The organism is Caballeronia sp. GAWG1-5s-s (assembly GCF_023631445.1).
In the GTDB taxonomy this organism is placed as follows: Bacteria; Pseudomonadota; Gammaproteobacteria; order Burkholderiales; family Burkholderiaceae; genus Caballeronia.
Genome location: NZ_JALQDC010000022.1, coordinates 54363 through 80785 on the forward strand (window position 1 = coordinate 54363; position 26423 = coordinate 80785).

Consider the following 26423-nt stretch of genomic DNA (forward strand, 5'->3'; position numbering starts at 1 on the left):
CCGCATGGCGCGCATCGCGCGTCGCGAACCGTGGGACACCGCCGCGCCGTCGAGCGGCGCAAGTCCCGGTCGCGTCTCGTGTGCACCATGCATCGAGCGCAGCTGCCGCCTGGTCGCGCTCGCCGGTGGGCGCCACGGTCCCAAAAGGGATGTCCTGCGGGCATTGCACGGGCTTGGGAGCACGTTACGTGCCGCGCCCGGCGCAACAGCGACGCATTCGCTGCATCGCTGCTGTGCGCTCAGGCGGGCGGGCGCGCGCGGCATGGGCTCACGCGGTGGTCAGGCGGTCTTCGCGACGAGCGGCTTGCCGCTCTCGTGCGTGCGGTGGCCGAGCGCGTGGGCGTCGCTATCGGCAGCGCGGCGCAGACGGACGGCGGTGCGGCTCGGGCGCAGGCCGGTGAGATCGCTGTAGAGCGCAACCATCTTCGCCACGGTTTCGCCCCAGCCGAAATCGCTGGACATCGCGTTGCGCTGCATCGCGCGCCAGACCGGCGGGCGCATGTAGGCGTCGATGGCGCGGCTCGCGGCGGCGATCACGTCGTCGGGCGTTTCGCCGTCGAAGAGAAAGCCCGTGGGCGCGGGCGTCGTGTCGTGCGCGTCATGCATCGCGATGGGCGCGTCATGCGTGCCGTCGCGGACATAGAGGGTCTCGCGCGAGGCCAGTTCGGCGTGGTGCCCGGCATCGACGATGGTATCGGCGAGCCCGCCTACGCGCGAGGCGACTGGCAGCGTGCCGTAGCGCATGGCGTACATCTGCGTGAGGCCGCACGGCTCGAAGCGGCTGCCGTGCAGAAGAATGTCGGCGCCCGCGTGCAGCGCGTGCGCGCGGCGCTCGTCATAGCCGATATGGACGCCGACGCGATCCGGCCATTGCTGCGCGAGCTGGCGGAAACCGCGCTCGATGTACGCCTCGCCCTGGCCGATCACGGCCAACTGCAGACGCGGATGCTTCTCCAGGAGGCGCGGCAAGGCGTCGATCACGACGTCCGCGAGCTTCTGGCCGGTCATGCGGCTGCCGATCGCCATGAGCGGCGCGAACGGATCGGCCGGCAGCCCGAACATGCGCTGGAGACGGCGCTTGCACGCGTGCTTGCCGCGCATGTCGTCGAAGGAATAGGCGCGCTCGATCAGCGGGTCCGTCGCAGGATTCCACACGTCTTCGTCGATGCCGTTCACGACGCCCGAGAGCTTGTCCGCGCAGCTTTGCAGCACGCCTTCCATCAGGTGCCCGAAGCGCGGCGTCAGGATCTCGCGCGCATACGTTTCACTGACGGTCGTCACGCGGTCGCTATGGACGATGCCGGCTTTCATGAGGCTCAGCGCGCCATAGAATTCGATGCTTTCCGGATTGCTGAGCGCATGAACCAGCCATTTCGCCGGCACGCCGAGCGATGCGCCCAGCGACAGCGTGTAGTTGCCCTGGAACGCGAGGTTATGGATCGTGTAGACGCTTTTCGCCTGCACGCCCGCATCCTTCATCAGAAGCGGCGTGAGGCCGGTATGCCAGTCGTGCGCATGAACGAGGTCGGGCTTCTTCACGCCGCGCACGCCCTGCGCGATGCGCACGGCGGCGGCCGAAAGCGTCGCGAAACGCACGGCGTTGTCCGGATAGTCGCGGCCCTGCGCATCCTGATAGAGCCCGGTGCGCGCGTAGAGTGCATCGCAGCGCAGCAACAGAACCGGGACGCCGGTGTCCGGCATGCGGGCGCGCAAGAGCGCGGCGTCGCCGCCCGGCAGGCCGCGCAAGGTGCAGAGCTTGCTCACGCCTTCGGCCTGCGCGAGCGCTTTCGGGTAGGCGGGAAGAAGGATGGTGGCATCGACGCCTGCTGCGCGCAGGGCGGCGGCGTAGGCGCTGACCATATCGCCGAGGCCGCCCGTCTTGGCGAGCGGAACGGCCTCGGAGGCGACCAGCAGTACGTTCAAAGGCAAAATGGGCTCCTGTGCGGGCAGACGCGGACGATGACCATGCGCCTCGTTCACGTGCATCGACGTGCGTCATCGACGTGCGTACTCGGGTGACGAGGAAAAGGCCGGGCCGCGCGATCCTGGTGCTGATCGGGGTTAATTCGTAGTGCTGGCGCAGTGCAGCAATCTACGTGCCACTGGTCGGTGCGGTATGTGCGCTGGACCACGATCATTTCGGACTGATGCTCGACGAGGGTCTGCTCGCGCGCACGCGAAAACCCGAAACGCGCGAAGCCGTCGCGCATGTAAAACTGACAGCCGCGCGCGCCGCGTTTTTACATGACGCGTTTCGTCGGGCGCTTGGAGAGACTAAGGACGGCGTGTGACAGGCGCGTTGCGCGCCGCGTCAGAGGAAGAGCGGAGACGAATGCCCGGCGTCAGCCGCCGACGAGGCTCGCGGCGATGTTCACGGACAAACCGAGCACCGCGAGATTGAAGAAGAACGAGAGGACGGACTGCGCGAGCGCAGTGCGTCGCGCGCTCGTCGAGCAGAGCACGACGTCCGAAGTCTGCGAAGCGACCGCGATGGTGAACGAGAAGTAGAGGAAATCCCAATAATCGGGTTTCAGATGCCGGTCGGGAAATCTCAGCGCCGCATCGCCTCGCGGCGAGCGATAGTAGTGCCGGGCGTAGTGCAGCGTGAACATCGTGGGAATGAGGAACCAGGCGCCGAGCATCGTCGCGCCGGTCAGCAGATAGTTGGGAAACGCGCGAAAGCCGAGGCTCTTCGCTGCGGCGAGTTCGACGACGATCGCCACGAGGCTCGCGATGGCGGCGAGGCTCACGATCACGAGCACGGCGGCGGCGTTCTCGTCTTCGCGTTCGGCGAGCGCCTGCACGTTGCTCTGGCGCGCGGTGCCCATCTGTAGCCAGATCAGCGCGAGATAGAGCCAGACAGCCGAGTCCCAGCCGATCAGCGCGCGGGCGGCCGGCCGCACGTGCGCCGGAACCAAAGCCGCGATGACGAAACCAACCAGCAGGCCGATCATGGCTCGCGGACGAGTGCGCAAAACGGACGGGATAAGGTTCATCGCGTGGCAACGGCTCGGTTCGCTCGACGCCAGCGATTATCACTGACGCGCCTTACATAGACATGAGGACGACCGATGGCTGAACGTAAGCGCGTGTCCTTCACGATGCGTCGAGGCATGCTGGCGGGCGCGGGGGCGTCGGCTGCGTTGGCGTTCGCGCCTTCGCGCGCGGCGCCCGCGGTCGGCGAAGACTTCGACACGTTCATCGCGGTGTCGATGAAGCTGACCGGCCGCGCCGCCTTCGATCCGCTCGTCGCCGCGCGCGTTCACGCGGCTCTGCTTCGCGCCGATGCGAATTTCGCCGACAACATGAAGCGCCTCGAACACTGGCTCGCGACGCACGGCGGCACGCCGAGCGACGTCGTCACTGCCGCGCTGCGGGCGACACAGCCCGATCTCGCGAAGGCCGTCGGCAGCGTGGTGCGGGCGTGGTATCTGGGCGTCGTCGGCGAAGGCGAGCAGGCGGAGGTCGTTGCGTTCGAACGCGCACTGATGTTCGATCCCGTCCGCGACATGCTCACGGTTCCCTCGTACTGCCGCGGCGCGCCCGCCGACTGGGCGAACAAGCCGTAGCCGATATCCCGGCTCCCCGAACGACAACGACAACGACGAACAAAGGCGAAGCGCATGGCGGGATCGACAGCGGCGGACGTGGTCATCGTCGGGTCGGGGGTGGCGGGGAGTCTCGTCGCGTACCGGCTGGCGAAGGCGGGCGCGTCGGTGATCCTGCTCGAAGCGGGGCCGCGTCTCGCGCGCTGGCAGATCGTCGAGAACTTCCGGCGCGCGCCCGAGAAGCGCGATCTGTGCGCGCCTTATCCGCTCGTTCGCCACGCGCCGCGCTCCGATCCGGCGAATCCGGGCAGCTATCTCGTGAATCGCGGGGAGAAGGCGTACGAGCCGCAGTTTCTGCGACTCGTCGGCGGCACGACGTGGCACTGGGCAGGCGCGGCGTGGCGTCTGTTGCCGGCGGACTTTCGGCTGCACACGCTGCATGGCGTCGGCCGTGACTGGCCGTTTCCCTATGAAACGCTGGAACCGTGGTACGGACAGGCCGAACGCGAGCTGGGCGTCGCGGGGCCGGACGTCGATCTCGGCTCGCCGCGCTCGACGCCGTATCCGATGCCGCCGTTGCCGCTCTCGTATCTGGATCAGCGGTTCGCGCAGGTGCTCGCGGGGCAGTCGATGCGCGCGGTGCCGGAGCCGATGGCGCGCAACAGCCGCGCGTACGACGCCCGGCCGCCGTGCTGCGGCGCGAACAGTTGCATGCCGGTGTGCCCGATCGGCGCGCTCTATCACGGCGGCACGCACGCCGACAAGGCCGAACGCGCCGGCGCGACGCTGATTGCGCAGGCGGTCGCGTATCGCATCGAAGCGAACGACAAGGGCGAGATCATCGCCATTCACTACAAGGACCCGAACGGCGCGAGCACGCGCGTGACCGGCAGGCGCTTCGTGATCGCGGCGAACGGCATTGAAACGCCGAAGCTCTTGCTGATGTCGGCGTCCACGCGCTTTCCGAAGGGCATCGGGAATGCGTCGGATCAGGTCGGACGCAATCTGATGGACCATCCGGGCGTGGCCGTGAGCTTCCTTGCGAACGAGGCGCTCTGGCCGGGCCGCGGGCCGGTGGAGATGAGTTCGGTCGTCGATTTCCGCGACGGCCCCTTTCGCGCGCAGCAGGCGGCGAAGAAGCTGCATCTGTCGAATGCATCGCCGACGCTCGTCGTCACGTCGAAGCTGATCGAAGCCGGGCTGACCGGCGGCGAGCTCGACCGGCAAATCCGGGAGCAGTCCGCGCGACGGCTGACGCTCGGCAGCTTCCACGAACAACTGGCGTCGCCGGACAACCGCGTGACGCTGTCCGCGCAGAAAGACGCGCTCGGTTTGCCGCGCCCGGAAATTCGCTACTCCATCGACGATTACGTGCGCCGCAGCGCCGCTGATACGCGGGCGGTGTTCGAGCGCATTGCCGGATGGTTCGGCGGCGAGCACATCGAGCACGACGACGGTCTGGAGCCGAGCAGCCACATCATGGGCACGGCGATCATGGGCCGCGACGCGAGCGATTCCGTCGTCGATGCCGACTGCCGCGCGCACGACCACCCGAATCTCTTCGTCGCGGGGAGCGCCGTGATGCCGGCGGGCGGCTCGGTCAACTGCACGCTGACGATCGCGGCGCTCGCGCTGCGGCTCGCGGGCACCATCGAAGCGTCGCTGCGATGACGCGGCGGCGTTTGCTCGTCGTGACCGCGATGCTTGCGGTTGCGCTCGCGGTCGCGTTCGGCCATCTTTCGGCGCAACCGCAACACGGCGAGACCGCGGCGCCCGCGCGGGCCGAGAGCGCTACGCGCGGCGAATATCTGGTGCGCGCAGGCGGCTGCATGGCGTGCCACACGGCGGACCCGGCGCGGCCGTTCGCGGGCGGCCGCGCCATGCAGACGCGCTTCGGCACCTTCTATACGCCGAACATCACGAGCGACCGCGCGACGGGCATCGGCGCATGGACCGACGCGCAGTTCGTCCGGGCGATGCGCGAAGGCATCGGCAGGAACGGCGAGCATCTTTATCCCGCATTTCCGTACACGGCCTATACGCGGCTCTCCGACGCCGACGTGCTCGCCATGCGCGCTTATCTCGCGACGGTGCCGCCCGTGCGCTACGCGCCGCCGCCGCACGCGCTGCGGTTTCCGTTCGGCTGGCGCTGGCTGATGGCTGCGTGGAACGCGTTCAACTTCACGCCGGGCCGGTTCGTGCCGGACCCGGGCAAGCGCGCGGAGTGGAATCGCGGCGCGTATCTCGTCGAAGCCCTCGCGCATTGCGGACAGTGCCACACGCCGCGCAACGTGCTGGGCGGGTTGAAGGAGAGCGAGCGGCTCGGCGGCGCGTCGGTGGCGGGGTGGCGCGCGGGCAATCAGACACCCGATCGGATGGCGGGCATCGGCGCATGGCGCGACGACGAGTTGCTGCGCTATCTGGCGAGCGGCGCTGCGCCGGGGCGCGCGTACGCGATCGGGCCGATGGCGGAAGTCGTCGCGAACGGCACGCAGTTTCTGACCGATGAGGATCGTCGGGCGATGGTTGCTTATCTTCGCGCGATGCCGGTTGTCGCCGGGCATAGCGGCACGCGTTCGCGATGGAGCTTCGGCGCGGCGGGGCAGGCTGATATCACGACGCTAGATGCGGTGGGCGCGTTTGGGGGCGACGGCGGGAACGGCGGGAGAGGGCGGGCGGCGGCTGCGGATTCTGAACGCGACAGTGCTGGCGGCGCGAAGACTTCACGTCCCGCGACAAGCTCCGGCCCCGCTAGCGCGGGCATCGGTAGAGCGCCGGGCACCTCGACTGAGATCGCCCGCGACAGCGCTAGCACCGCGAAAGCGGCCGCCACCGCGACGGAACTTGGCCGCGACAGCGCGAGCATCACGAAAACGCCGGCCACCTCGACCGAGATCGCCCGCGACAGTGCGAGCACTGCCCGGACGCGGAGTGCCGAGACCAGTTCCATCCGCGACAGCGCGAGCACCGCAGAAACGCCGGCCACCGCGAGCGAATCTGGCCGCGACAGCGCGAACACCGCGAAAATCCGAGCCACCGCGACGGAACTTGGCCGCGCCAGCGCGAGCACCGGAGAAGCGCCAGCCACCGCGACGGAATTCGGCCGCGACAGCGCGAGCATTGCAAAAACGCCGGCCACCTCGACTGAGATCGCTCGCGACAGCGCGAGCACCGCGAAACCGCCAGCCACCGAGACGAAAGTCGGCCACGACAGCGCAAGCACCGCGAAGACGCCGACCGCCTCAACGGATCCCGCCCACGCCAGCGCAGACGCCCAAAAGAGCCCGCGACACGCCACTAAAGGCGACCCCGGCGCAGCCAACGCCACCCATCCCCAAGGCGCCCGGCTCTACGCCGCCGCCTGCGCAAGTTGCCACGGCGTCTCGGGCGAGGGCGCGGGCGTTGCGTTCCCGTCGCTCGTCCACAACGCTGTGACTGCCGCGTTCGGCTCGATGGACACGAGCAACCTCGTCCTCGTGATTCTGCATGGCGTGAACCGCGAGACCCACGCTGCCCCGGCGCTCATGCCGGCGTTCGGCGCGTCCTTATCCGATGAGGACGTCGCCGCGCTCGCCAACTATGTGACGCAGCAGTTCGGCGACCCTCGCGCGACGACGCAGCCCGAAGATGTCGCGCGGCTGCGCTCGATCGCGCAATAATAGGGCTCGCTCAGTTCGCTTCCTGCCGAGAGCCAATGAATGAGCAAGGAATCAGGCATCGGACCGGCTTGCGAAACGCCGCCCGCCGACGCTACGAAATCCGCAGCGAAAGCGACCCAACACGCACACGTTCCATTGTCCCGGCGCTAAGATCGACGCATGAATGATCCGACCTATTCCGCCGTCTGCAGGCATCCGGCCAACGATATCGGCCGCGACTTCGTCGTCGGCGACTTGCATGGCTGCGTCGATGCGCTGCGCTATCTTTTGAGCGAGATCGGCTTCGACGGCTCGCGCGACCGCCTGTTTTCGGTCGGCGATCTGGTCGACCGCGGCACGGATTCGCTCGCGGCCGTCGAGCTCATCGACAAGCCGTGGTTTTATCCGGTGCTCGGCAATCACGAGGATTCGCTGGTCGCGGTGGCGGCGGGCCAGATGCGCCGTCAGTCGTGGTACGCCATCGGCGGCGCGTGGGCCGAGGCGCTTCCCGACGACCAACTCGCCGCGCTCGCCACCAAGCTCTCGACGCTGCCGCTCGTGCGCGTCGTGGGCGAAGGCGCGCGACGCTTCAACGTGCTGCACGCGGAATTCTTCGGCAGCGACGCGGATCTGGATGCCGCCGAGTTCTCCGACGACACGCGCAGCCAGATGCTCTGGGGCCGCAGCCTCGCGCTCGGCAACGCGGACCCGTCGCGCCAGCGCGGGCTGTCGCCGACCTATTGCGGCCACACGCCGATGCGCGCAGTCCGGCAAATCGGCTCGCAGATCTATATCGATACGGGCGCGTTCGCTGCGGAAGGACGGCTGACCATCGTGGAAGTCGGCAGCGACCAGATCTGGTCGGTCAAGGAACGCTGGGCGGCGTCCGAAGGGGCGCGCGAACTCGCGTTGCCGTGAGCGTCGCGCTCAGAAAATAGCGCGCGGCACGGCCGTTGCTCGCAGTCTCGCCACGAACCAAAAGCAACGAGTCGAGGCACGCAGTGGCGAGAATCGGACGCAACGCTGGACAAAACGCCGCACGCAGCGGCGGCAACGGGGCCGCGGAAGAACCGCGCGGCGCGCAGAACGTTCTTGCGCAGTCGCTCGCGGAAGAGCTTCCGCCCGGCCTGCGTTACGTGGACGATTCCCGTCGCGGCTACACGCGCGAATGGATCGACGGCGCGTTCGTCTACTTCAACACGCAAGGCAAGCGCATCGAAGACGAAGCCGAAATCCGGCGCATCAACGCGCTCGCCATTCCACCCGCTTACGTCGATGTCTGGATCTGCCCGGACTCGCGCGGCCATTTGCAGGCGACGGGCCGCGACGCGCGCGGCCGCAAGCAGTATCGCTATCACCCGCAATGGCGCGAAACGCGCGACGCCAACAAGTACGAACGCATGCTCGCGTTCGGCGCGGTGCTTCCGAAGCTGCGCGCCCGCGTGTCGCGCGATCTCGCGCTCGACGGCATGCCGCGCGACAAGGTGCTCGCCACGGTCGTCCGCCTGCTCGACACGACGCTCATTCGCATCGGCAGCGAGGAATATGCGCGGGAGAACCGCTCGTACGGACTGACGACGCTGAGAAAGCGCCATCTGAAGGTGTCGTCGGGGACGCTGCGCTTCAAGTTTCGCGGCAAGAGCGGCATCGAGCACGACGTGGCCGTGAGCGATGCGCGGGTTGCCCGGATCGTCAAGCGCTGCATGGATTTGCCGGGACAGGACCTCTTTCAGTATCTCGATCCCGACGGCGAGCGCCACTCGGTCAGTTCGTCCGACATCAACGATTATCTGCGCGAGATCACCGGCGCCGATTTCACCGCGAAGGATTACCGCACGTGGGCGGGCAGCGTGTTCGCGCTGGCGGCGCTGCGCAAGCTGCAGTGGGAGACGGTGACGGAAGCGCGCAAGCATGTGGTCGGCACGATCAAGGAAGTGTCGCAACTGCTGCGCAATACGCCGGCGGTGTGCCGCAAGTGCTACGTGCATCCGGCCGTGATCGAGGCGTTCGAGGCGGGCGAACTCGCCGAGGCGCTGCCGGCGTCGCGGCGGCACGGGCTCAAGACGGACGAGGCCGCGCTCGTCATCTTTCTGGAGAAGGACGCGAAGCGCCGCGCCCGCGAGGCGGCCCGCGCTAACCGCAAGGGCGCAGCGGCGAGCGACGCGCGGCTCACCGGCCTCCTCGCGGAATCGAGCAAGAAGGCGCGCGCAGGGGCGCTGAAGGGCAGCGCGAAGGGCGCGGCGGCGCAGGCGCTCCAGACGGTGGCGCGCAAGACCTCGCCGAAAGCCGCGCGGCCCGCGACGAAGAAGCTGTCGCGCACGCGCAGTTCGACGGCCGTCGCGATCAACTAGCCCGAAGCTAGCCGACCTGGTTCAGTTCGAACACGCAATCGATTGCGTGACCGTTCCAGTTGTATTCGAGATACGCGGCGTGATGACAGTCGCGCAAGAGGGTCGTGCGCAGCGCGGCGAGACATTCGCCCTGCGGATCGCGCACTGACGGATAGACGATGCCCGGCGCGCCCGCTGCCCGCACCGCCCGGCCGAGCGCCATGCCGGGCGCGTAATCGTCCGGCGCGAGGATCTGCGGATTCAGCCCCGCCTGCGCTATGCGATCGCCCCTCACATCCACGACTTCGCCGCGCGCCGTCACGCGGTAGAGCCGCATTTGCTGACGCAGCGGCGCTTCCTTCGTCGCGGCGAGAAAGAGGCCGGCGTGATAGCGCGTCTCCGCAATCGCGGTCTGCCGGTCGCGGGCGCAGTAAAACACGCCGTAGCTGCCGTCCGAGAAACGGCTGCCGTTCGGGTTCAGATGCGTGAAGGCCGCCATGATCGGACCGCAGCCGGGCCCAAAACAACGTTCTTCCGGCGGCACGAGGTCGAGTTCGCCGACCTCCGTGCGCAGGCGGTCGTTGGTCATGGCTTCGAGCGCGTACAGGGCGTCGAAATCTTGCGGCGATGCCACCCGGTCGAAGAGATTCACGGCGGGAAAGCGAGTCGGAATCACGCGAAACGCCGGCGACCACTCCAGCTCGGCGTGCGGCCAGCGGTCCCGCCAGTTCGATACAGCCTGAGTGCCCGTCACGCCCAGCCGCCCCGCATTGCGTCGAGATATTGCCGGACGGCAACGAGATCGCTGACATTGCCCGCGAGCATGCGTTCGAGCGCCGGCCGGCCGCCGAATGCGGGCGCGGTGTTCGGGCGCTTGACCCACGTGTCGGCGGCTTGAGGATCGGGAAGAAGGATTTGCAGCGCCTTGTAGATGCCGAGAATCAGCGAAAGGCGTTCGAGCGTATCGCGCCCGACGCGCGCGGCTTGCGGCGCATTCTTCCACTTGAAGAAGGTCGACCGCCCGGGTTTGCCCAGCAGGACGATTTGCTCGTCGGCTGAGAGGGACCACGCTTCCGCGATCTTGAAAAAGGCGCGCAGGCCGGCAGCGGACAGGTCGCCGAGATCCGGCGCGGGACGCGGCGCCGGTTGGCCGGCCGCCGACGATGCGGCGCGTGCGGCATGGGGCATGTCGTTAAGTCTCCAAAGGAACCTTTAACGCATGTTAGTCCATATATGGATTTATACAAGCCAAATCTAGCTTTCCAGCGACGGTTGCGCGGTCAGTCATCGTCGTCGGCGGGACCGTAGCAACGGCCCGGCGTGTGAGATTGAAGCGCATCCGCGATATCGGACGGCGTGCAATCGGCCCGCAACACGCGCCGCTGCACCCGCGGATCGCTCTTGAGCGTCCATTCGACGGTACGATACGGCTCGCCCCAGGGCGGCTCGATGGGCGCGGACAGGCGGCAGCGGCTCAACTTGAGCGCCGTATGGCGGCGCATGGCGCGGGCGAGGTTGGCGAAAGGGCGCGCGGCGGGGTTGGCGGACATGGCACATTCCTCACGTGGATGCCCGGCTGTGGGCGGCCGGGCGTGATCGCGCATCGAGTGTGTGCGCCGACAATTAAGCTCGGCTTAATCCGTATCCGCTGCGTGCGACATGCGGCAAAACGCCGCTCCTCGCGCGTTCTGCAATGCGCTGCTTCGCCGGTCAATAGACCCTTCGGCATTTTTGCCACGGGGCGCATCGACAGTTTGCCGGCTCGCCGCATTACTGTATATTCGTACAGCTTGTCTGCAACAAGGAGCTTGCCGATGATCTCTCGCAACGATTCGCTCGAAGCTGCCGCGCTCGAACGCTTCATGCGCGCAAGCCGCGCGGTGAACGCCGCCTTCGACGCCACGCGAGGCGAGCCGCAGTTCGAGGAGGGCACGCAATCCGTCGCGCGGTCGCTCGCACGCCTCGATGCCGCGCTACGCGAACTGGAAACCTCCGAACGCACGCTCGACGCAATCCTGTCGCGCAGCGCGCGTCAGGGTCACTGAGCGGCAACCCATACTCAACCGATGGAGCGCAACGAATTGAAACTCGCATTCCTGACGATGGCTTTCGTGCTCGGAACGTCGCCGGTCATGGCGGCGCAGCGGTACACGGAGGTCTGGAATCCGCCGGAAGCGAAGTCGCAATCGGCTAAGAGCAAGGCGAAGACGCACGCCGCATCGCGGACGGTCGCGAAGAAGAAGGCCCGAAGCGTGGCGGCGGTCAAGCAGATCGCCGACAAAGCTTCCATCGAGGCACCGACGGTCGCGCCGCGCGCGAAGGCGGCGTCGCCCCGACAGACGGAGCCTGTCATCCCCCGCAAGATCGAGCCGAACGGTCAGGTCATGCAGGTCTGAATCACACTGCATCAAACGAAGAAGGGCGCTCAGTCGAGCGCCCTTCTTTTTTGCAGCGAGGCGGCGGACGCTTGCGGCGCCCGCCCGATGTCATATACGGCCCATCAACAACAAAACGATCACCACGATCAACACGACGCCGAGAATTCCGCTGGGTCCGTAGCCCCAGCTTCGGCTGTGCGGCCAGGACGGGATCGCGCCGATCAACAGCAGAATCAGGATGATGAGCAGGATGGTTCCGATCGTCATTTGACTTCTCCTTATAAAAGACCGCGCGACCATCCGGCTCGACGTGCACCTCCCAACCCGCTACACGTCTTAGCGCAGCGGCATTAAAGCCGCTGGCCGTCCAGCGTTGCGATCGACAAGGAGCAAAAAGCAAAGCCCGTGCCGACGTCGGCGCGGGCGCGGCAGCAAGGCGCCGCACGCGTGCGCGAGGCCGCGTGCAACGATGCCGATTGTCAAAATGAAAGACGGGGTATCGGCGCGCGCAAAATTTTCAAAGCGAAACGCGCGCGCCCGGCTGTGCGTCAGAACAGTCCGCGGAACGCCCAGAAGAGCGCGCCGGCCAGCGCGATCGAAACCGGCAGCGTGAGCAGCCACGCGAGCGCCAGACTGCGGACCGTTCGCCATTGCAGGCCGGAGCCGTTGGCGGCCATCGTGCCCGCGACGCCGGACGACAGCACGTGGGTCGTGCTGACGGGCAGGCCGTAGACGTCGGCGGCGCCGATGGTCAGCATCGCGACCAGTTCCGCCGACGCGCCTTGCCCATACGTCAGATGCGTCTTGCCGATGCGTTCGCCCACCGTCACGACGATGCGCTTCCAGCCGACCATCGTCCCGAGCCCGAGCGCCACGGCGACCGCCACTTTCACCCACGTCGGAATGAACTTCGTCGCGTGATCGAGCTGATGCTTGTAGTTGTCGAGCACGGCGACGTCGGCAGGCGCGAACGCGGGCGACTTCTGCTTCTCCATCACGCGCAGGGCCTCGGACGCGATGTACATCTCGTTTCGCACGTTGCGGACGTTGCCTTGCGGCACCGAGGCGATCGTCTCGCTGGGGCGGATCTGCGATTCGATCGAGCCGATCAGCGCCTTCAACGACGCGATGGTGTCGGGCGCGAGCGTCTCCGTCTGCACGAACTTCTCGACCTGCGCGCGCGCGTCCGGCGCCGCCGACGCGCCGCCGCTGTATCGCTGGAGCGTTTCCGTCGCGCTGTGGCTCACCGCGAGGAACGTCTGCGTCTCGGCAGGCGTGACTGCCTTGTTGAGCGCGTAGGCCGTGGGCACCGTCCCGATGAGGATCAGCATGATGAGGCCCATGCCTTTCTGGCCGTCGTTGGAGCCGTGGGCGAACGACACGCCGGTACACGTCAGGATCAGCAGACAGCGAATCCAGAACGGCGGCGGCGTGTTCTTCTTCGGCTCCTGATAGAGCTCCGGCACGCGCACGACGAGCTTCAGCACGTACAGCAGAAAGCCCGCGAGCACGAAACCGACGAGCGGCGAGAACAGCAGCGACTTGCCGACCGACACCGCCTGGCTCCAGTCGACGCCCGACGTGCCGTTGCTTCCGTGCAGCATCTGATTCATGAGGCCGACGCCGATGACGGAGCCGATCAGCGTATGCGAACTCGACGACGGCAGCCCGAGCGCCCACGTGCCGAGATTCCAGATGATCGCCGCGATCAGCAGCGCGAAGACCATCGCAAAGCCCTGCGAACTGCCGACGCCGATGATCAGTTCCACCGGCAGCAACTGAAGGATGCCGAACGCCACTGCGCCGCTCGAAATCAGCACGCCGATGAAGTTCCACGCGCCGGACCACACGACGGCCAGATTGGGCGTCAGCGAGTGCGTGTAGATGACGGTCGCGACGGCGTTGGCCGTATCGTGGAAGCCGTTCACGAACTCGAAGCCGAGCGCGATGACGAGCGCGACGCCGAGCAGAAGGTAGGGAAACACCGACGATTCGCGCACCGGCGCGAGATCCTCGAACAGGTGCAGGATGCAATACACGACGCCCGCTCCGATGGCGAGCAGGAACAACAGAAACGCGAAGCGTTGCCCTGGCGTGCGGCCTTGCGCTTGCGGAAAGACAACCTGGTTCATGGCGCGTCCTTGAGGCGAGGAACTCCGGCAATGTCGAAGCAATAGGCCGGCGAAGGGAAAAGGTCATGTTTCATGGCGCGTGTGTCGTTTTCATGACTCTCGGAACAATTCCTATTTCCTCTGATGTGTCGCGCCGCGAACATGTATGAACACCCGCTGGGGCGCCAAGGGCGTCGATATAATTCGGCGGCACGTTTCGCGTATTCCGTCACTCGAGAGGCGACCGATGACCAAGGAAACACCGCCCGCCGTCCCCGAACCGCTCGAGTTCGGCGGCTCGGTCTGGGTGAAAAGCGGTGGCGAGACGCTCGGCGGCGCGGGGCGCATCGCGCTGCTGGCGGCGATTCGCGACACCGGATCGATCACGTCGGCCGCGAAACGCGTCGGCATGAGCTACAAAGCGGCGTGGGACGCCGTGGATACGATGAACAACCTCGCGGGCGAGCCGCTCGTGGCCAGCGCGACCGGCGGCCGGGGCGGCGGCGGAACGAGACTGACTGCGTCGGCGCTGCGGCTCATCGACACCTATCACGCGGTCGACCGCGAGCATCGCAAGTTTCTTGAACACGTGGGCGAGGCCATCGAAGGCTTCGACCGCGACTGGCGGCTTATCGGGAGATTGGGGATGAGAACGAGTGCGCGGAACCAGTTGGCCGGCAAGATCACGAAAATCACGCGCGGCGCGGTGAACGACGAAGTGGAACTCGGGTTGCCGGGCGGTCAGACCATCGTCGCGGTCGTCACGCATGAGAGCACGGAGGCGCTCGGCTTGCAGCAGGGCAGCGACGCGTTCGCGCTCATCAAGGCGTCGTGGGTCATGCTGATGGAGGACACGCCCGCGAAGCTGTCGGCGCGCAATCAGTTGCGCGGGACCATTGCCAGCGTGACGCGCGGCGCGGTCAACGCCGAAGTGACGCTCGCGCTCGACGAGTCGACGACCGTCACCGCGATCATCACGAATCAGAGCGCGGAGGCGCTCGGGCTGGCCGAGGGCCAGAAGGCTGTCGCCGTCGTCAAGGCGTCGAGCGTCATCATCGGCGTGAACGACTGACGCGTTTTCCGTTGCTTCACGCGGCAACGGGTTCGCGCGGCGCGTGCGAGTCGGCGCGCCGGTCCGGCACGCGATAGATCTTCGCCTTCCAGCGCGCCCGAACGTACGGGCGCTCGTGGCCCGATAATCCGAGCGCAATCTCGGTGATCCAGTGCTGCGTCGGCACCGGCACGCCATGCAGCGCGACGACGACGGCGCCAAGGCTCGCCACCACGGGCGTGGGCGATAGCTTGCCGGCTTCCGCTTTCCACGCGATGCTCACGAACGCGATTGCCACCGCGCCGCCGAGCGCGCAGCCCGCGACGACTTCCGATACCGAATGCGCGTTGACCACCACGCGCGACCCGCCGATCAGCGCGCCCAGCAGCAGACCGACGCCCACGCCGCCCGCGCGCAACGGGCCGCGTGCCGGCAGCAGCGCGACGAAGTGCGCCACAGGAAGCACCGCGGTCGCCATGTAAGCGTGGCCGCTGATGCCCGTGAAGTCGATAGTGCGCACGCCGATTCCCCAGCCGATGAACGCGATCTTGCTCAGCCCGACGCATGCGCTGCCCGCGCCGAGCAGCGCGAGCCATTCCAGCGTGTACTTCCAGCGATAACCCAGCGCGAGCCACGCGGCAGCGGCGAGCCCGACCGGCAGCATGACGCCGACGCTGCCGAGGGCGGTGATGCTCAACCAGAGCGAAACGGGGATGTCGACGTTCATCAGGAGCAATAGGAATAGCAGTTGCTGCGTTGCGGCAGGGACAGGAACAGAAAGCCGTTGCGAGCAGCAGTATACCGGTTGGGAAGAAGACGAAATTTTGGCGAACGCACCGTCGGTAACGCGGCCTATTGAGCGATATCGTCGGGCTTTTGGCGCTAAATGTCACAAACCTTCGGACCGGCCGCCGCGCGCGAGTCAGCGAGTCCATCCATTTAATGGTATTGTGCACTGCAACACGACGCGCTAAACGCGCGTCATCTGAAACACGCTTTAGGAGAACCAGCCGAATGTCGAAGAGCCTTACCAAACTCTGGTTGCGTGGCTTGAGACGCCTGGTCGCTGTCCAAGTCGAAAGTATTCGCCCGCCCAAGTCGCGCCCGGCTGCGAAGCCCGCGCGTTCAAAAACCGTACGATCGAAGCTCAAGTCCGGCGCCGCCTCGAAGGCCGCGGCTTTCGCGCCCGCTGCCCGTCGCCCCGAAACGCGTGAGTCTCGCGTGCGGCCGCGTGCGTCCGCATGGGCGCGCGGCAAGTGGGATCGCTCGTATCATTCCGCCCCGCCGACCGCCGGCCGGTTCGTCAACCACCTTTCCTACGCGTTGTACGTGCCGCCGAGAACCGGCCTCGGCCGCATGCCCGTTGTGGTGATGCTCCACGGCTGCAAGCAAAGCGCCGACGACTTCGCGCAAGGCACGCGAATGAATCTCCTCGCGGACAAATACGGCTTCGCGGTGCTGTACCCGGAGCAGTCGAAACATGACCATCCGCATCGCTGCTGGCGCTGGTACGACGATTCCGACAACGGCGGCGGCGGCGAGGCGGCGTCGATCGTATCGCTCATCCGCGCGACGGTCGCCGAGCACCATTTCGATCCCGAACGCGTCTATCTCGCGGGCATCTCGGCGGGCGCGGGACTCGCGGCGCTGCTCGCCGTCCGCTATCCGGATTTGTTCGCGGCGGTCGGGCTGCATTCGGGCGTGGTTTTCGGCGAGGCGAACTCGGCGATCGGCGCGATGGACGTCATGCGCCGCGCAAGCCGCACCGACCCGGTGACGCTGATCGACGCCGCGCTCGACGTGCGCGACTATCCGGGCATGCCGGCAGTCATCATCCATGGCGAGCTCGATTCGGTGGTGTCCGCCGAGAACGCCGAGCAACTGACGCAGCAGTTCCTTCGGCTGAACGGCTTCATCGACGCAGCGGGCAAGCCGCGCGCGGGCGAAGTACGGGAGGAAACGCATGCCGACGGCGTCGTGCGCGACTTTTTCAAGAACGGGCGGCGCGTCGTGAAGACGTCGATCGTGCGCGGGCTCGGGCATGCGTGGGCGGGCGGCGACGACACCGTGGCTTTCCATTCTTCAAAAGGGCCGGATTCGTCCGCTGTGCTGTGGGAGTTCTTCAAGCATCAGCGCCGCTCCAGCGAGCCCGCGCGCGCGGCGTTCGTCGCTTAAACGCGGCGGCTTTGTTTCAGGTGTTGCAATTTCGTCTTTAGTATCAGCGTTCTAGCGGTAAATGCTGGCGCTGGCTCAGGGATTACCCTATAATCACGCTTATAGGTAGTTACCCCAGTATCCAGCGAGGCCAATCATGTTCCTGCTTTCCCGTATTTTCCTGTTCCTGACCAAGACCGCTGAAGAGCGTGACCGCGAGCGTGACGACGCGTACCTCGCTGAAGCCACCGACATCTACGATCTCGAATATCGCATGAAGAAGTTGGACCAGCGTGCCGCAGCACGTCATCCGTCGTGGATGGCGAACTGAGTCGTCCCTCGGCGCGAGCTTGAGTCGATGTGAGAAAAGCCGGCAGTCAGCCGGCTTTTTTGTTGCCTACTCGCCGCATGCACGCGGCGCCGTCAGCGTCCCGAGGCGCCGGACGTGTTCGGCAGGTCCGGCGCGTCCGGCGTCTGCACGCCGAAGCAGCCGCGATACGTCGCGTAGAACGAGCAGTACAGCGCGGTGGTCACGAGAATCGACGCCGGCATCAGCACCGCGAACGCCATCTCCTGTCCGACGCCGAGCGCCTGCATCAGCGCCGTGAGGCCGAAGGAGATAGCGAGCGCCACCGCGATCCATAGGACGCCGTACAGGATGAACGCGCCGCGATTGCGCCAGCAGGAAACGAGGCTGAAGAACAGCGCCTTCGCGGTCGGAACCTCGTGCCATGCAATTAGAATCGGCGAGAACCAAAACAGCATGGCGACCGGCAGATAACACGCCATGGCCACCAGCACGGCCAGCGGACTGAAGCCGGCCGCGACCGTCTCCGGATCGCCGGACGGTCCGTTGCCCATCATCAGGTTGAGGAGCGCGCCGCCGTCGACGAGGGCGGAGACGCCGAAAATCACTGCCATCGCGACGACATAGAGCGCGCCCAGCACCAGCAAGCGGCGCGCGACCACGCTTCCGTACGAGCGAAATCCGTCGACGAGGATGGTCGGCCAGACGGGCTTGCCCGCGATGGTGTTCCTGCACGCGGCCATGAAACCCACGGCGACGCCAGGAATGAACAAGAGCGGCAGCAACGGACCGACGAGCGGCACGCGCGAAATCAGCGTCATCACGAACAAATAGGCGAAGAACACCGTGAGGAACGCAAACGGGTTGCGGCGGAAGAGCCAGATGCCCTGGCGAAACCACACGTAGCCGGTTTTGGCGGGAACTTCGATGAGTCGCATGAGGAGTCGCTGAATTACCGTTGGGCGGAAGAGGACGCGGCTTGGACGCGCTCGCGCAGAATGCGCTCGAAATGGCCGGGATCGTGCGCCTTCAGCATCTGCGCTTCGCGCGGACGATGAAAGTCATAGAGCCGCGACACCCAGAAACGCATGGCGCCCGCGCGCAGCATGTCGTTCCAGTGGCGTTCCTCGGCCGGCGTGAAAGGACGCACGGTTTGATAGGCGCGCAGAAGCGCATCGACGCGGGCCGCATCGAGCGCGCCGGTCGCCAGGTCGACGCACCAGTCGTTCACGGTCACGGCCACGTCGAACAGCCACTTGTCGACGCCCGCGAAATAGAAATCGAAGAAGCCGCCGAGCCGCGCGTGCTCGCGGCCATGCGCGAACAGCACGTTGTCGCGAAAGAGGTCGCAATGGCACGGGCCGGCGGGCAGCGCCGCGTAATCGGCCGAGGCGAAAAAAGCGGTCTGATGCGCGAGCTCGGATTCGATCAGTTCGCGCTGGCTGTCGCTCAGGAAATTGATGATGGCCGGCACGTTCTCCTGCCACCACGGCAGGCTGCGCAGATTCGGCTGATGCCGCGCGAAGTCGCGCCCCGCGAGATGCATGCGCGCGAGCATGTTGCCGACTTCGATGCAGTGCGCGGGCGTCGGCGCCAGTTCGGGCGCGCCTTCGAGCTTGGTGACGATGGCGGCCGGCTTGCCGCGCAGCATGCCGAAGAGCGAGCCGTCGGAGCGCGGCATCGGATCGGGAACCGGCACGCGATGGGAGGCGAGATGGCGCATCAGATCCAGATAGAACGGAAGCTGCGTGGCCGTGAGATTCTCGAAGATCGTCAGCACGTATTCGCCGTGCGTGGTCGTGAGGAAGAAGTTGCTGTTTTCGATGCCCGATTGGATGCCGCGAAATTCGACGACATCGCCGAGATCGTAGTGTTGCAGCCAGTCGCCGAGCTCGGCGTCAGAGACGGGGGTGAATACGGCCATGCAGGAAACGTCGGTCTGGTTGATTGGCCCGCGCGGGCCGAATGACGAAGCCCGCTCACGGAGAGCGGGCTCGAAGCTATCTTACTTGACTCAATAACGCAGATTCACGGACGGCAGGCGCGTGCTCGCGCGGCCGTTGTCGCGCACTTGCGGCGACGTATCCGCAGGCGCGCTCATCTGATAATGCGTGCCGAAATTCGAGTGGACGTTGATCTCGACCGGCTTGCCCTTGTCGCGGTACTCGGTGATCTCGGTTCCGTTCGGGCTCAGTTCGTGAAAGCTCGGCGTGCGCGGCGGCGAGATCTCGACCTTGGAGCTGACATTGGCGGGCGGCCGGTTGATGGCCTTGAGATCCGGAAGGCCCGCGGCTTCTTCCGCCGACATGGTGTGCTGAGCCGGTTGCGCCGCCGGCGGGTTCGCGTCGGATATCGGCTGCGCGAAGGCGCCAACGCTTGCGGCGGCGAGGACTGCCGCTGCGGCGACAGAAAGAAGCGGCTTCATGATAATTCTCCAGGGATGGCCGGATTCTAACAAACCCTATCGAAGCGTAACGGCCCGCGTTGCTTCCCGCGTGTCCGGCTTATCGGAAGGCGCGCGGTAGGGGCTTCATGGTCCGCACTTTCTTCCGTGTTAATGTCGATTCATCGACAGGGCATTGAAGCACACGCACACAAAATCATGACAAACGACCGCACTCAAACCACGCAAGGCACGCCGGCCAACGATTTCCCGACCGAATCCTTCGATGACCCGGTCGCCGCCGTCACGCGCCTTTCCGCCATCTACGAAGCGAACACCGCTTTCCTGCGCGACGCCTTCGCGCGATACCGGCGCAACGAGCAGTTCACGCATCGGGTGCGCGCGTGCTATCCGTTCGTGCGAGTGCGAACGGAGCTGAACACGCACATCGATTCGCGCCGCTCGTACGGTTTCGTCGCGGGGCCGGGCATCTTCGAGACGACGCTCACGCGGCCCGATCTGTTCGGCGACTACTACCGCGAGCAGTTGCGCCTGCTCACGAAGAATCATCACGTGGGCATCGAAGTGGGCGTGTCGGCGCAGCCCATTCCGATTCACTTCGCGTTTGCGGAAGGCATTCACCTCGAAGGCGATCTCGACCGCGACCGCCTGCTCGCGATGCGCAATGTCTTCGATACGCCGGATCTCGCGCTGCTCGACGACCGCATCGTCAACGGCACGTACGAACCGGGACCGGGCGAGCCGCATCCGCTTGCGTTGTTCACGGCGGCGCGCGTGGATTTTTCGCTGCATCGGCTTCGCCATTACACGGCGACCTCGCCGACGCATTTTCAGAACTACGTGCTCTACACGAACTATCAGTTCTATATCGACGAGTTCGTGAAGCTCGGCCGCACGCTGATGTCGCGCGCCGACGACGAAGAGACCCGCGCGTATCGCAGCGAATATTCGTCGTTCGTCGAGCCGGGCGACGTCATCACGTACAACGCGAATCTCGGCGAGCAGCCCGACGAAGGCACGGCGCTGGCGCGTTTGCCGCAGATGCCCGCGTATCACCTGAAGCGCGCGGACGGCAGCGGCATCACGATGGTCAATATCGGCGTGGGGCCGTCGAACGCGAAGACGATTACGGATCACATCGCGGTGCTGCGTCCGCATGCCTGGGTCATGCTCGGCCATTGCGCTGGCCTGCGCAACACGCAGCGTCTCGGCGACTATGTGCTCGCGCACGGCTATGTGCGCGAAGATCACGTGCTCGATGCCGATCTGCCGCTCTGGGTGCCCGTGCCGGCGCTCGCGGAAGTGCAGGTCGCGCTCGAAAAAGCGGTGGCGCAGGTGACGCAGCTGGAAGGTGTCGAGCTGAAGCGCGTGATGCGAACGGGGACGGTCGCGAGTGTCGATAACCGCAACTGGGAACTGCGCGATCATCGCGAGCCGGTGCAGCGCTTGTCGCAAAGCCGCGCGATCGCGCTCGATATGGAAAGCGCGACCATCGCCGCGAACGGATTCCGTTTTCGCGTGCCGTACGGGACCTTGCTATGCGTATCGGACAAGCCGCTGCACGGAGAGCTCAAGCTGCCGGGCATGGCGGACCAGTTCTATCGCGCCCAGGTGGACCAGCATTTGCAGATCGGCGTGAAAGCGATGGAACTGTTGCGGATGAACGGCTTGTCGAGGCTGCACTCGCGCAAGTTGCGCAGTTTTGCGGAGGTGGCGTTTCAGTAAGGAACGCATGCGCGCGGGCGGCACAGAGTCGCCGCCCGCGATGCAGTGGCTTATTGTTGCGGGCGCGGCGCGCTCAACAAGCGGGTGTAGTTCATCCAGCCGGTGACGGGTGCGTCCGTGCCGTGGGAGGGGGTGCAGCCCGTTTGCTGATCCAGTTCTTCTGGCGTGCAATACGCGCCTTCATACGTCACCCGAACCCACGGCGTGTTGGCTCCCGACGACTCGGTGACGTTCCGGATCGTGGATGTATCGGCACTAATCTTCGAGTCCTTTGGAACGATCAGCAGCGCTGCGCACGTCGAGCCGGGACACGAACGCATGTTCATGTCGATGCCGCCAAGCCACATGTCGATGATGCCGCGGTCGCTCGAAGCGACCGGCGCGGGTGCCGATTCGGTCGGCTGACTCGGCGCCGGGGACGACGCCCGCGCCACGCTCAGCCGGCTGATTCTGTTGAGATCGTCGTTGCTGATGCGGCGCACGAACCCGAGCACGTCCTGTTGTCCGTCACTGCCCGTCATCGTCAGGTTGTAAGCCGTGTGATCCGCGTTCCACTTCTTGCGGAGCGTGAGGATCTCTTCCTTGCGATTGACGACAGTGTTGACGTTCACCGTTTCCTCGCCAGGATCGACGTCACCCAGCGTGACCGCTAACGGTGTGTCGCCCTGGAGGATCTGCAAGCGGTTGTCGGCGTATTGAATTGTCGTGAGTCCGATTGCGGACGACGAACTCCAGACGCCGGATATGTCCTTCAAGAGAGCGAGTTTCGCGTCCTGCGTGGTCGCGGACGGAGTGACGGCTGGCGTATTCGTCTCCTTCTCGCAACCAGCAATGAGCGAGACGGCAATTGCCGTCGCGACGGTCAGTTGAAGTGTTCGATACAGCGCTTGCTTCATGCTTGCTCCAGGCTTGCCACTGCGGGCAAATGACGGCGGCTCTTCGTCAGACGCCATCCCGAAGAGCCGAGACTATTAATGGAAGCCGTGGAATCGACGCGAAGTACCGCTCGTGCGGCCTGTATGCGCGTTCCCAATGCGGCGCGGGCGCGAGCATACCGTTCACAACGCGGTCGTTTATGGAAAAGTGTGAAGCCGCGGCAAGGCCTTGCCGGGAAGAAGAAAAGGAAGGACCAGGCGCGGCCCTTCCCTTGATGAATCGACAGCCTTACAAATAAAACATCCGATCCTCGTCCGACTTACCCTCAGCCGGTTCTTCGACCTTCTCTTCGCGGTCTTCATAAAACCGCAGCACGGCATCGAGCACCTGATCCGGCTCGTCGATAACCTGCATCAGATCGAGGTCCTTCTCGCTGATCACGCCATTGGTCAACAGCGTCTTCTTGAACCAGTCGAGCAGCCCCGCCCAGAACTCCGCGCCGACGAGCACGATAGGCACATGACGCGACTTCTTCGTCTGAATGAGCGTGAGCACTTCCGCGAGTTCGTCGAGCGTGCCGAAGCCGCCCGGCATCACCACGACCGCATCCGAATTCTTCACGAACGTGACCTTGCGCGTGAAGAAGTGACGGAAGCGCAGCGAAATGTCCTGCCACTGATTGCCCGACTGCTCGTGCGGCAATTCGATGTTCAATCCCACCGACGGCGACTTGCCCGCGTGCGCGCCCTTGTTGGCCGCTTCCATGATGCCCGGACCGCCGCCCGAAATGACGGCGAAGCCTGCATCCGAGAACTTTTGCGCGATTTCGATGGTGCGCTGATAGTACGGCGACTCCGGTTTCAGACGGGCCGAACCGTAGATGCTGATGGCAGGGCGGATCTCCGAGAGGTACTCGGTCGCCTCGATAAACTCTGCCATAATCGTGAACATCTGCCACGACGCGCGGGCCTTCTTGGCTGTCGCGCGCTCTTGATCTGCGAGTGATCGCAGACTCGGAATCACTTTTCTCTTGTTCATAATGCCTGAAGAACTCAGTCTTGAAGGTAAGACCCTGCTATTGGTCGACGGTTCTAGCTACTTGTACCGGGCTTACCATGCGATGCCTGACCTGCGTGGTCCCGACGGCGGTCCCACCGGCGCACTGTATGGGATGGTGAACATGTTGCGGCGCCTTCGCCGCGAAATCAATGCAGAGTATAGCGCGTGCATCTTCGACGCCAAGGGTAAGACCTTCCGCGACGACTGGTACGCCGACTACAAAGCCAACCGTCCTTCGATGCCCGAAGACCTGAGCAAGCAGATCGAGCCCATTCACGTCGCGGTGCGCGCGCTCGGCTGGCCGCTCGTGATGATCGAAGGCGTCGAGGCCGATGACGTCATCGGCACGCTCGCTGTGCAGGCCGAAAAGCGCGGCATGAAGGTAATCGTGTCGACGGGCGACAAGGATCTGGCTCAGCTCGTGACGGATCATGTCACCCTCATCAATACGATGACCAACGAAACGCTCGATCGCGCAGGCGTCGTGAACAAGTTCGGCGTGCCCCCGGAGCGCATCGTCGACTATCTGTCGCTCATCGGCGATACGGTCGACAATGTGCCCGGCGTCGAAAAGTGCGGACCCAAGACCGCGATCAAATGGCTTACCGCATACGAAACGCTCGATGGCATCGTCGCACACGCGAGCGAGATCAAAGGTGCGGTAGGAGACAATCTGCGCAAGGCTCTGGACTTCCTGCCGATGGCGAGAAAGCTCGTCACCGTGCACACGGCATGCGACCTCACTTCGCAGATCGACTCTATCGAAGAGACGCTGCAAACACGCCCTGAATCGCGCGACGAGTTGCGCGACGTGTTCCTGCGGCATGGTTTCAAGACCTGGCTGCGCGAAATAGAAATCGCGGATGCCGTCGAAGGCCCGACCGATACACCGCCCGCCGAAGTCACCGAGATCGTCCATCACTACGAGACCGTGCAGACGTGGGAGCAGTTCGATGCATGGCTCGCGCGCATCGAAGCCGCCGAGATCACGTCGTTCGATACGGAAACCACCTCGCTCGATCCGATGGTCGCGCAGATCGTCGGCTTGTCCGTGGCCGTCGAGCCGGGACACGCCGCGTACATTCCGGTGGCGCATCGCGGGCCGGACGCGCCCGTGCAGTTGCCGCGCGACGAAGTGCTCGCGAAGCTCAAGCCCTGGCTCGAGGATGCATCGAAGAAGAAGGTCGGCCAGCATCTGAAGTACGACGAGCAAGTGCTAGCCAATCACGGCATCGAACTGAACGGCGTCGAGCACGACACGCTGCTGCAATCGTACGTGCTGGAGTCGCATCGTCCGCACGACATGGACAACCTCGCGCTGCGGCATCTGGGCGTGAAGACCATCAAGTACGAAGACGTGGCGGGCAAGGGCGCGGCGCAGATCGGCTTCGACGAAGTGGCGCTGGAGAAGGCCGCCGAATACGCAGCCGAAGACGCCGACGTGACCTTGCGCCTGCATCAGACGCTCTATCCGCAGGTCGCGGAAGAAGAAGGACTGCTGCGGGTGTATCGCGACATCGAAATGCCGACCGCGCGCGTGTTGCGCAAGATGGAGCGCAACGGCGTGCTGATCGACCGCGAGAAGCTCGACGCGCAAAGCAACGAGATCGCCAAGCGCCTGATCGAATTACAGACCGAAGCCTACGAGCATGCGGGCGGCGAATTCAATCTCGGATCGCCCAAGCAGATCGGCCAGATTTTCTTCGAGAAGCTGCAATTGCCCGTCGTGAAAAAGACGCCCAGCGGCGCGCCTTCCACCGACGAAGAAGTGCTGCAAAAGCTCGCCGAAGACTATCCGCTGCCAAAGGTGCTGCTCGAACATCGCGCGCTGTCGAAGCTCAAGTCGACTTACACGGACAAGCTGCCGCGCATGGTCAATTCGGCTACGGGCCGCGTGCACACGAATTACGCGCAGGCCGTCGCGGTGACGGGGCGCTTGTCGTCGAACGAACCGAACCTGCAAAACATTCCGGTGCGCACCGGCGAAGGCCGGCGCATTCGCGAGGCGTTCATCGCTCCGCCGGGCAGCAAGATCGTGTCGGCGGATTATTCGCAGATCGAATTGCGCATCATGGCGCACATTTCGGGCGATGCCTCGCTCATGCGCGCGTTCACGGAAGGCGAGGACGTGCACCGCGCGACGGCATCCGAAGTGTTCAGCGTGACGCCGCTCGAAGTGGACAACGACCAGCGGCGCATCGCAAAGGTCATCAACTTCGGCTTGATCTATGGCATGAGCTCGTTCGGTCTGGCGTCGAATCTCGGCATCACGCGCGACGCGGCGAAGCTCTATATCGACCGCTATTTCGCGCGCTATCCGGGCGTGGCCGCGTACATGGAAAACACGCGCGTCACGGCGAAAATGAACGGCTTCGTCGAAACCGTGTTCGGGCGGCGCCTGTGGCTGCCCGAGATCAACGGCGGCAGCGGTCCGCGCCGTCAGGCCGCCGAGCGCGCCGCGATCAACGCGCCGATGCAGGGCACCGCCGCCGACCTCATCAAGATGTCGATGATCGCGGTGCAGGACTGGATCGAACAAGCAGGCATGCGCACGAAGATGATCATGCAGGTTCACGACGAACTCGTGCTCGAAGTGCCCGAAGAAGAACTGCCGGACGTGCGCAAGCGTCTGCCCGAACTAATGTGCGGCGTCGCCGAACTGAAGGTGCCGCTCGTCGCGGAAGTGGGCGTCGGCAACAACTGGGAAGAAGCACACTGAGGGCGACTGAGGGCGACTGAGGGCGCACTGAGCGGCCGGCATCGAGCATATGTCGTTCATGCGACGGCGGCGCTTGTGAATGCCGCGTCGCATCACGCACAATGAGGCAACGAGGCGAGCGGA

The 26423-nt window shown here is 65.3% G+C and carries 25 protein-coding genes; 12 read left to right on the top strand and 13 right to left on the bottom strand.

Annotated features, from left to right (window positions below):
• Positions 1-279 precede the first annotated feature (279 nt).
• Positions 280-1929: a glycogen synthase GlgA gene (gene glgA / locus NCR34_RS14555; RefSeq protein ID WP_250500229.1), complete on the bottom strand. Its 1650-nt coding sequence runs from the start codon at positions 1927-1929 to the stop codon at positions 280-282.
• Positions 1930-2342: 413 nt separating this feature from the next.
• Positions 2343-2996: a DUF1345 domain-containing protein gene (locus NCR34_RS14560; protein ID WP_206469169.1), complete on the bottom strand. Its 654-nt coding sequence runs from the start codon at positions 2994-2996 to the stop codon at positions 2343-2345.
• A gap of 75 nt (positions 2997-3071) precedes the next feature.
• Here NCR34_RS14560 and NCR34_RS14565 point away from each other — a divergent pair, with 75 nt between their 5' ends.
• From NCR34_RS14565 to NCR34_RS14585, 5 genes are all read left to right on the top strand, one after another.
• Entirely contained in the window at positions 3072-3569 is a 498-nt protein-coding gene (locus NCR34_RS14565; RefSeq protein ID WP_250500230.1) for a sugar dehydrogenase complex small subunit, read from the top strand.
• Positions 3570-3623: 54 nt separating this feature from the next.
• Entirely contained in the window at positions 3624-5219 is a 1596-nt protein-coding gene (locus NCR34_RS14570; RefSeq protein ID WP_250500231.1) for a GMC family oxidoreductase, read from the top strand.
• The gene (locus NCR34_RS14575) at positions 5216-7207 is read left to right on the top strand and encodes a c-type cytochrome (RefSeq protein WP_250500232.1); all 1992 of its coding nucleotides are present in this window, start codon (positions 5216-5218) and stop codon (positions 7205-7207) included. The genes NCR34_RS14570 and NCR34_RS14575 overlap by 4 nt, the downstream gene beginning before the upstream one ends.
• Positions 7208-7366: 159 nt before the next feature.
• Positions 7367-8104, top strand: coding sequence for a metallophosphoesterase (locus NCR34_RS14580; RefSeq protein WP_250500233.1), 738 nt, complete (start codon positions 7367-7369; stop codon positions 8102-8104).
• A 92-nt stretch (positions 8105-8196) separates the two neighbouring features.
• Positions 8197-9537, top strand: coding sequence for a DNA topoisomerase IB (locus NCR34_RS14585; RefSeq protein ID WP_502800090.1), 1341 nt, complete (start codon positions 8197-8199; stop codon positions 9535-9537).
• A 7-nt stretch (positions 9538-9544) separates the two neighbouring features.
• On the opposite strand, the gene NCR34_RS14590 is transcribed toward NCR34_RS14585, so the two are convergent.
• From NCR34_RS14590 to NCR34_RS14600, 3 genes are all read right to left on the bottom strand, one after another.
• Positions 9545-10270 (bottom strand): RES family NAD+ phosphorylase, encoded by a 726-nt coding sequence (locus NCR34_RS14590; RefSeq protein WP_250500235.1) that lies wholly within the window; start codon positions 10268-10270, stop codon positions 9545-9547.
• The gene (locus NCR34_RS14595) at positions 10267-10704 is read right to left on the bottom strand and encodes an MbcA/ParS/Xre antitoxin family protein (RefSeq protein WP_250500236.1); all 438 of its coding nucleotides are present in this window, start codon (positions 10702-10704) and stop codon (positions 10267-10269) included. Before NCR34_RS14595 ends, NCR34_RS14590 begins: the two co-directional genes overlap by 4 nt.
• A gap of 92 nt (positions 10705-10796) precedes the next feature.
• Positions 10797-11066, bottom strand: coding sequence for a DUF2866 domain-containing protein (locus tag NCR34_RS14600; protein WP_175940949.1), 270 nt, complete (start codon positions 11064-11066; stop codon positions 10797-10799).
• A gap of 264 nt (positions 11067-11330) precedes the next feature.
• On the opposite strand from NCR34_RS14600, the gene NCR34_RS14605 reads away from it, so the two are divergent.
• Together NCR34_RS14605 and NCR34_RS14610 are read left to right on the top strand one after the other, a co-directional pair.
• Positions 11331-11561 carry a hypothetical protein gene (locus tag NCR34_RS14605; protein WP_250500237.1) on the top strand — a complete coding sequence of 77 codons (231 nt, stop codon included), beginning with the start codon at positions 11331-11333 and terminating at the stop codon, positions 11559-11561.
• A 36-nt stretch (positions 11562-11597) separates the two neighbouring features.
• Positions 11598-11912, top strand: coding sequence for a hypothetical protein (locus tag NCR34_RS14610; protein ID WP_248322990.1), 315 nt, complete (start codon positions 11598-11600; stop codon positions 11910-11912).
• Between the two features lie 90 nt (positions 11913-12002).
• Here the strand turns inward: NCR34_RS14610 and NCR34_RS14615 are convergent, their stop codons facing one another.
• Both NCR34_RS14615 and NCR34_RS14620 read right to left on the bottom strand, forming a co-directional pair.
• Entirely contained in the window at positions 12003-12161 is a 159-nt protein-coding gene (locus NCR34_RS14615; RefSeq protein ID WP_040050372.1) for a DUF3309 family protein, read from the bottom strand.
• 281 nt (positions 12162-12442) lie between these two features.
• Positions 12443-14026, bottom strand: coding sequence for an inorganic phosphate transporter (locus NCR34_RS14620; protein WP_250500238.1), 1584 nt, complete (start codon positions 14024-14026; stop codon positions 12443-12445).
• A 226-nt stretch (positions 14027-14252) separates the two neighbouring features.
• On the opposite strand from NCR34_RS14620, the gene NCR34_RS14625 reads away from it, so the two are divergent.
• Positions 14253-15077 (top strand): TOBE domain-containing protein, encoded by an 825-nt coding sequence (locus NCR34_RS14625; protein WP_250500239.1) that lies wholly within the window; start codon positions 14253-14255, stop codon positions 15075-15077.
• 16 nt (positions 15078-15093) lie between these two features.
• Here NCR34_RS14625 and NCR34_RS14630 read toward each other — a convergent pair whose 3' ends face one another.
• Positions 15094-15783 carry a phosphatase PAP2 family protein gene (locus NCR34_RS14630; protein WP_250500240.1) on the bottom strand — a complete coding sequence of 230 codons (690 nt, stop codon included), beginning with the start codon at positions 15781-15783 and terminating at the stop codon, positions 15094-15096.
• 287 nt (positions 15784-16070) lie between these two features.
• Between NCR34_RS14630 and NCR34_RS14635 the strand changes: the two genes are divergently transcribed.
• Both NCR34_RS14635 and NCR34_RS14640 read left to right on the top strand, forming a co-directional pair.
• A complete protein-coding gene (locus tag NCR34_RS14635; protein WP_250500241.1) occupies positions 16071-17231 on the top strand; it encodes an extracellular catalytic domain type 1 short-chain-length polyhydroxyalkanoate depolymerase in 1161 nt (386 codons plus the stop codon).
• 136 nt (positions 17232-17367) lie between these two features.
• Positions 17368-17541 (top strand): DUF3563 family protein, encoded by a 174-nt coding sequence (locus NCR34_RS14640; RefSeq protein ID WP_175940956.1) that lies wholly within the window; start codon positions 17368-17370, stop codon positions 17539-17541.
• Positions 17542-17633: 92 nt separating this feature from the next.
• Here NCR34_RS14640 and NCR34_RS14645 read toward each other — a convergent pair whose 3' ends face one another.
• The 3 genes from NCR34_RS14645 to NCR34_RS14655 form a co-directional block, all read right to left on the bottom strand.
• Complete coding sequence (locus tag NCR34_RS14645) at positions 17634-18455, bottom strand: BPSS1780 family membrane protein (RefSeq protein ID WP_250500242.1); 822 nt, start codon at positions 18453-18455, stop codon at positions 17634-17636.
• A 14-nt stretch (positions 18456-18469) separates the two neighbouring features.
• Entirely contained in the window at positions 18470-19441 is a 972-nt protein-coding gene (locus tag NCR34_RS14650; protein ID WP_250500243.1) for a homoserine kinase, read from the bottom strand.
• Positions 19442-19531: 90 nt separating this feature from the next.
• Positions 19532-19942 (bottom strand): hypothetical protein, encoded by a 411-nt coding sequence (locus NCR34_RS14655; protein WP_248322996.1) that lies wholly within the window; start codon positions 19940-19942, stop codon positions 19532-19534.
• A gap of 177 nt (positions 19943-20119) precedes the next feature.
• On the opposite strand from NCR34_RS14655, the gene NCR34_RS14660 reads away from it, so the two are divergent.
• The gene (locus NCR34_RS14660; protein ID WP_206469192.1) at positions 20120-21646 is read left to right on the top strand and encodes an AMP nucleosidase; all 1527 of its coding nucleotides are present in this window, start codon (positions 20120-20122) and stop codon (positions 21644-21646) included.
• 50 nt (positions 21647-21696) lie between these two features.
• Here NCR34_RS14660 and NCR34_RS14665 read toward each other — a convergent pair whose 3' ends face one another.
• Complete coding sequence (locus tag NCR34_RS14665) at positions 21697-22326, bottom strand: hypothetical protein (protein WP_250500244.1); 630 nt, start codon at positions 22324-22326, stop codon at positions 21697-21699.
• Positions 22327-22810: 484 nt separating this feature from the next.
• Positions 22811-23560: an LOG family protein gene (locus tag NCR34_RS14670; RefSeq protein WP_175940962.1), complete on the bottom strand. Its 750-nt coding sequence runs from the start codon at positions 23558-23560 to the stop codon at positions 22811-22813.
• 1 nt (position 23561) lies between these two features.
• Here NCR34_RS14670 and polA point away from each other — a divergent pair, with 1 nt between their 5' ends.
• Complete coding sequence (gene polA / locus NCR34_RS14675) at positions 23562-26300, top strand: DNA polymerase I (protein WP_250500511.1); 2739 nt, start codon at positions 23562-23564, stop codon at positions 26298-26300.
• The last annotated feature ends 123 nt before the right edge of the window (positions 26301-26423 follow it).

Excerpts from the sequence above, each read along its gene's own strand:
- NCR34_RS14615 (WP_040050372.1), bottom strand. The coding sequence starts at position 12,161 with ATGACGATCGGAACCATCCTGCTCATCATCCTGATTCTGCTGTTGATC.
- polA (WP_250500511.1), top strand. The coding sequence starts at position 23,562 with ATGCCTGAAGAACTCAGTCTTGAAGGTAAGACCCTGCTATTGGTCGAC.
- NCR34_RS14565 (WP_250500230.1), top strand. The coding sequence starts at position 3,072 with ATGGCTGAACGTAAGCGCGTGTCCTTCACGATGCGTCGAGGCATGCTG.
- NCR34_RS14625 (WP_250500239.1), top strand. The coding sequence starts at position 14,253 with ATGACCAAGGAAACACCGCCCGCCGTCCCCGAACCGCTCGAGTTCGGC.
- NCR34_RS14640 (WP_175940956.1), top strand. The coding sequence starts at position 17,368 with ATGTTCCTGCTTTCCCGTATTTTCCTGTTCCTGACCAAGACCGCTGAA.
- NCR34_RS14660 (WP_206469192.1), top strand. The coding sequence starts at position 20,120 with ATGACAAACGACCGCACTCAAACCACGCAAGGCACGCCGGCCAACGAT.
- NCR34_RS14580 (WP_250500233.1), top strand. The coding sequence starts at position 7,367 with ATGAATGATCCGACCTATTCCGCCGTCTGCAGGCATCCGGCCAACGAT.
- NCR34_RS14575 (WP_250500232.1), top strand. The coding sequence starts at position 5,216 with ATGACGCGGCGGCGTTTGCTCGTCGTGACCGCGATGCTTGCGGTTGCG.
- NCR34_RS14595 (WP_250500236.1), bottom strand. The coding sequence starts at position 10,704 with ATGCCCCATGCCGCACGCGCCGCATCGTCGGCGGCCGGCCAACCGGCG.
- NCR34_RS14570 (WP_250500231.1), top strand. The coding sequence starts at position 3,624 with ATGGCGGGATCGACAGCGGCGGACGTGGTCATCGTCGGGTCGGGGGTG.
- NCR34_RS14650 (WP_250500243.1), bottom strand. The coding sequence starts at position 19,441 with ATGGCCGTATTCACCCCCGTCTCTGACGCCGAGCTCGGCGACTGGCTG.
- NCR34_RS14560 (WP_206469169.1), bottom strand. The coding sequence starts at position 2,996 with ATGAACCTTATCCCGTCCGTTTTGCGCACTCGTCCGCGAGCCATGATC.
- NCR34_RS14635 (WP_250500241.1), top strand. The coding sequence starts at position 16,071 with ATGTCGAAGAGCCTTACCAAACTCTGGTTGCGTGGCTTGAGACGCCTG.
- NCR34_RS14600 (WP_175940949.1), bottom strand. The coding sequence starts at position 11,066 with ATGTCCGCCAACCCCGCCGCGCGCCCTTTCGCCAACCTCGCCCGCGCC.
- NCR34_RS14605 (WP_250500237.1), top strand. The coding sequence starts at position 11,331 with ATGATCTCTCGCAACGATTCGCTCGAAGCTGCCGCGCTCGAACGCTTC.
- NCR34_RS14620 (WP_250500238.1), bottom strand. The coding sequence starts at position 14,026 with ATGAACCAGGTTGTCTTTCCGCAAGCGCAAGGCCGCACGCCAGGGCAA.
- NCR34_RS14630 (WP_250500240.1), bottom strand. The coding sequence starts at position 15,783 with ATGAACGTCGACATCCCCGTTTCGCTCTGGTTGAGCATCACCGCCCTC.
- NCR34_RS14645 (WP_250500242.1), bottom strand. The coding sequence starts at position 18,455 with ATGCGACTCATCGAAGTTCCCGCCAAAACCGGCTACGTGTGGTTTCGC.
- NCR34_RS14655 (WP_248322996.1), bottom strand. The coding sequence starts at position 19,942 with ATGAAGCCGCTTCTTTCTGTCGCCGCAGCGGCAGTCCTCGCCGCCGCA.
- NCR34_RS14670 (WP_175940962.1), bottom strand. The coding sequence starts at position 23,560 with ATGAACAAGAGAAAAGTGATTCCGAGTCTGCGATCACTCGCAGATCAA.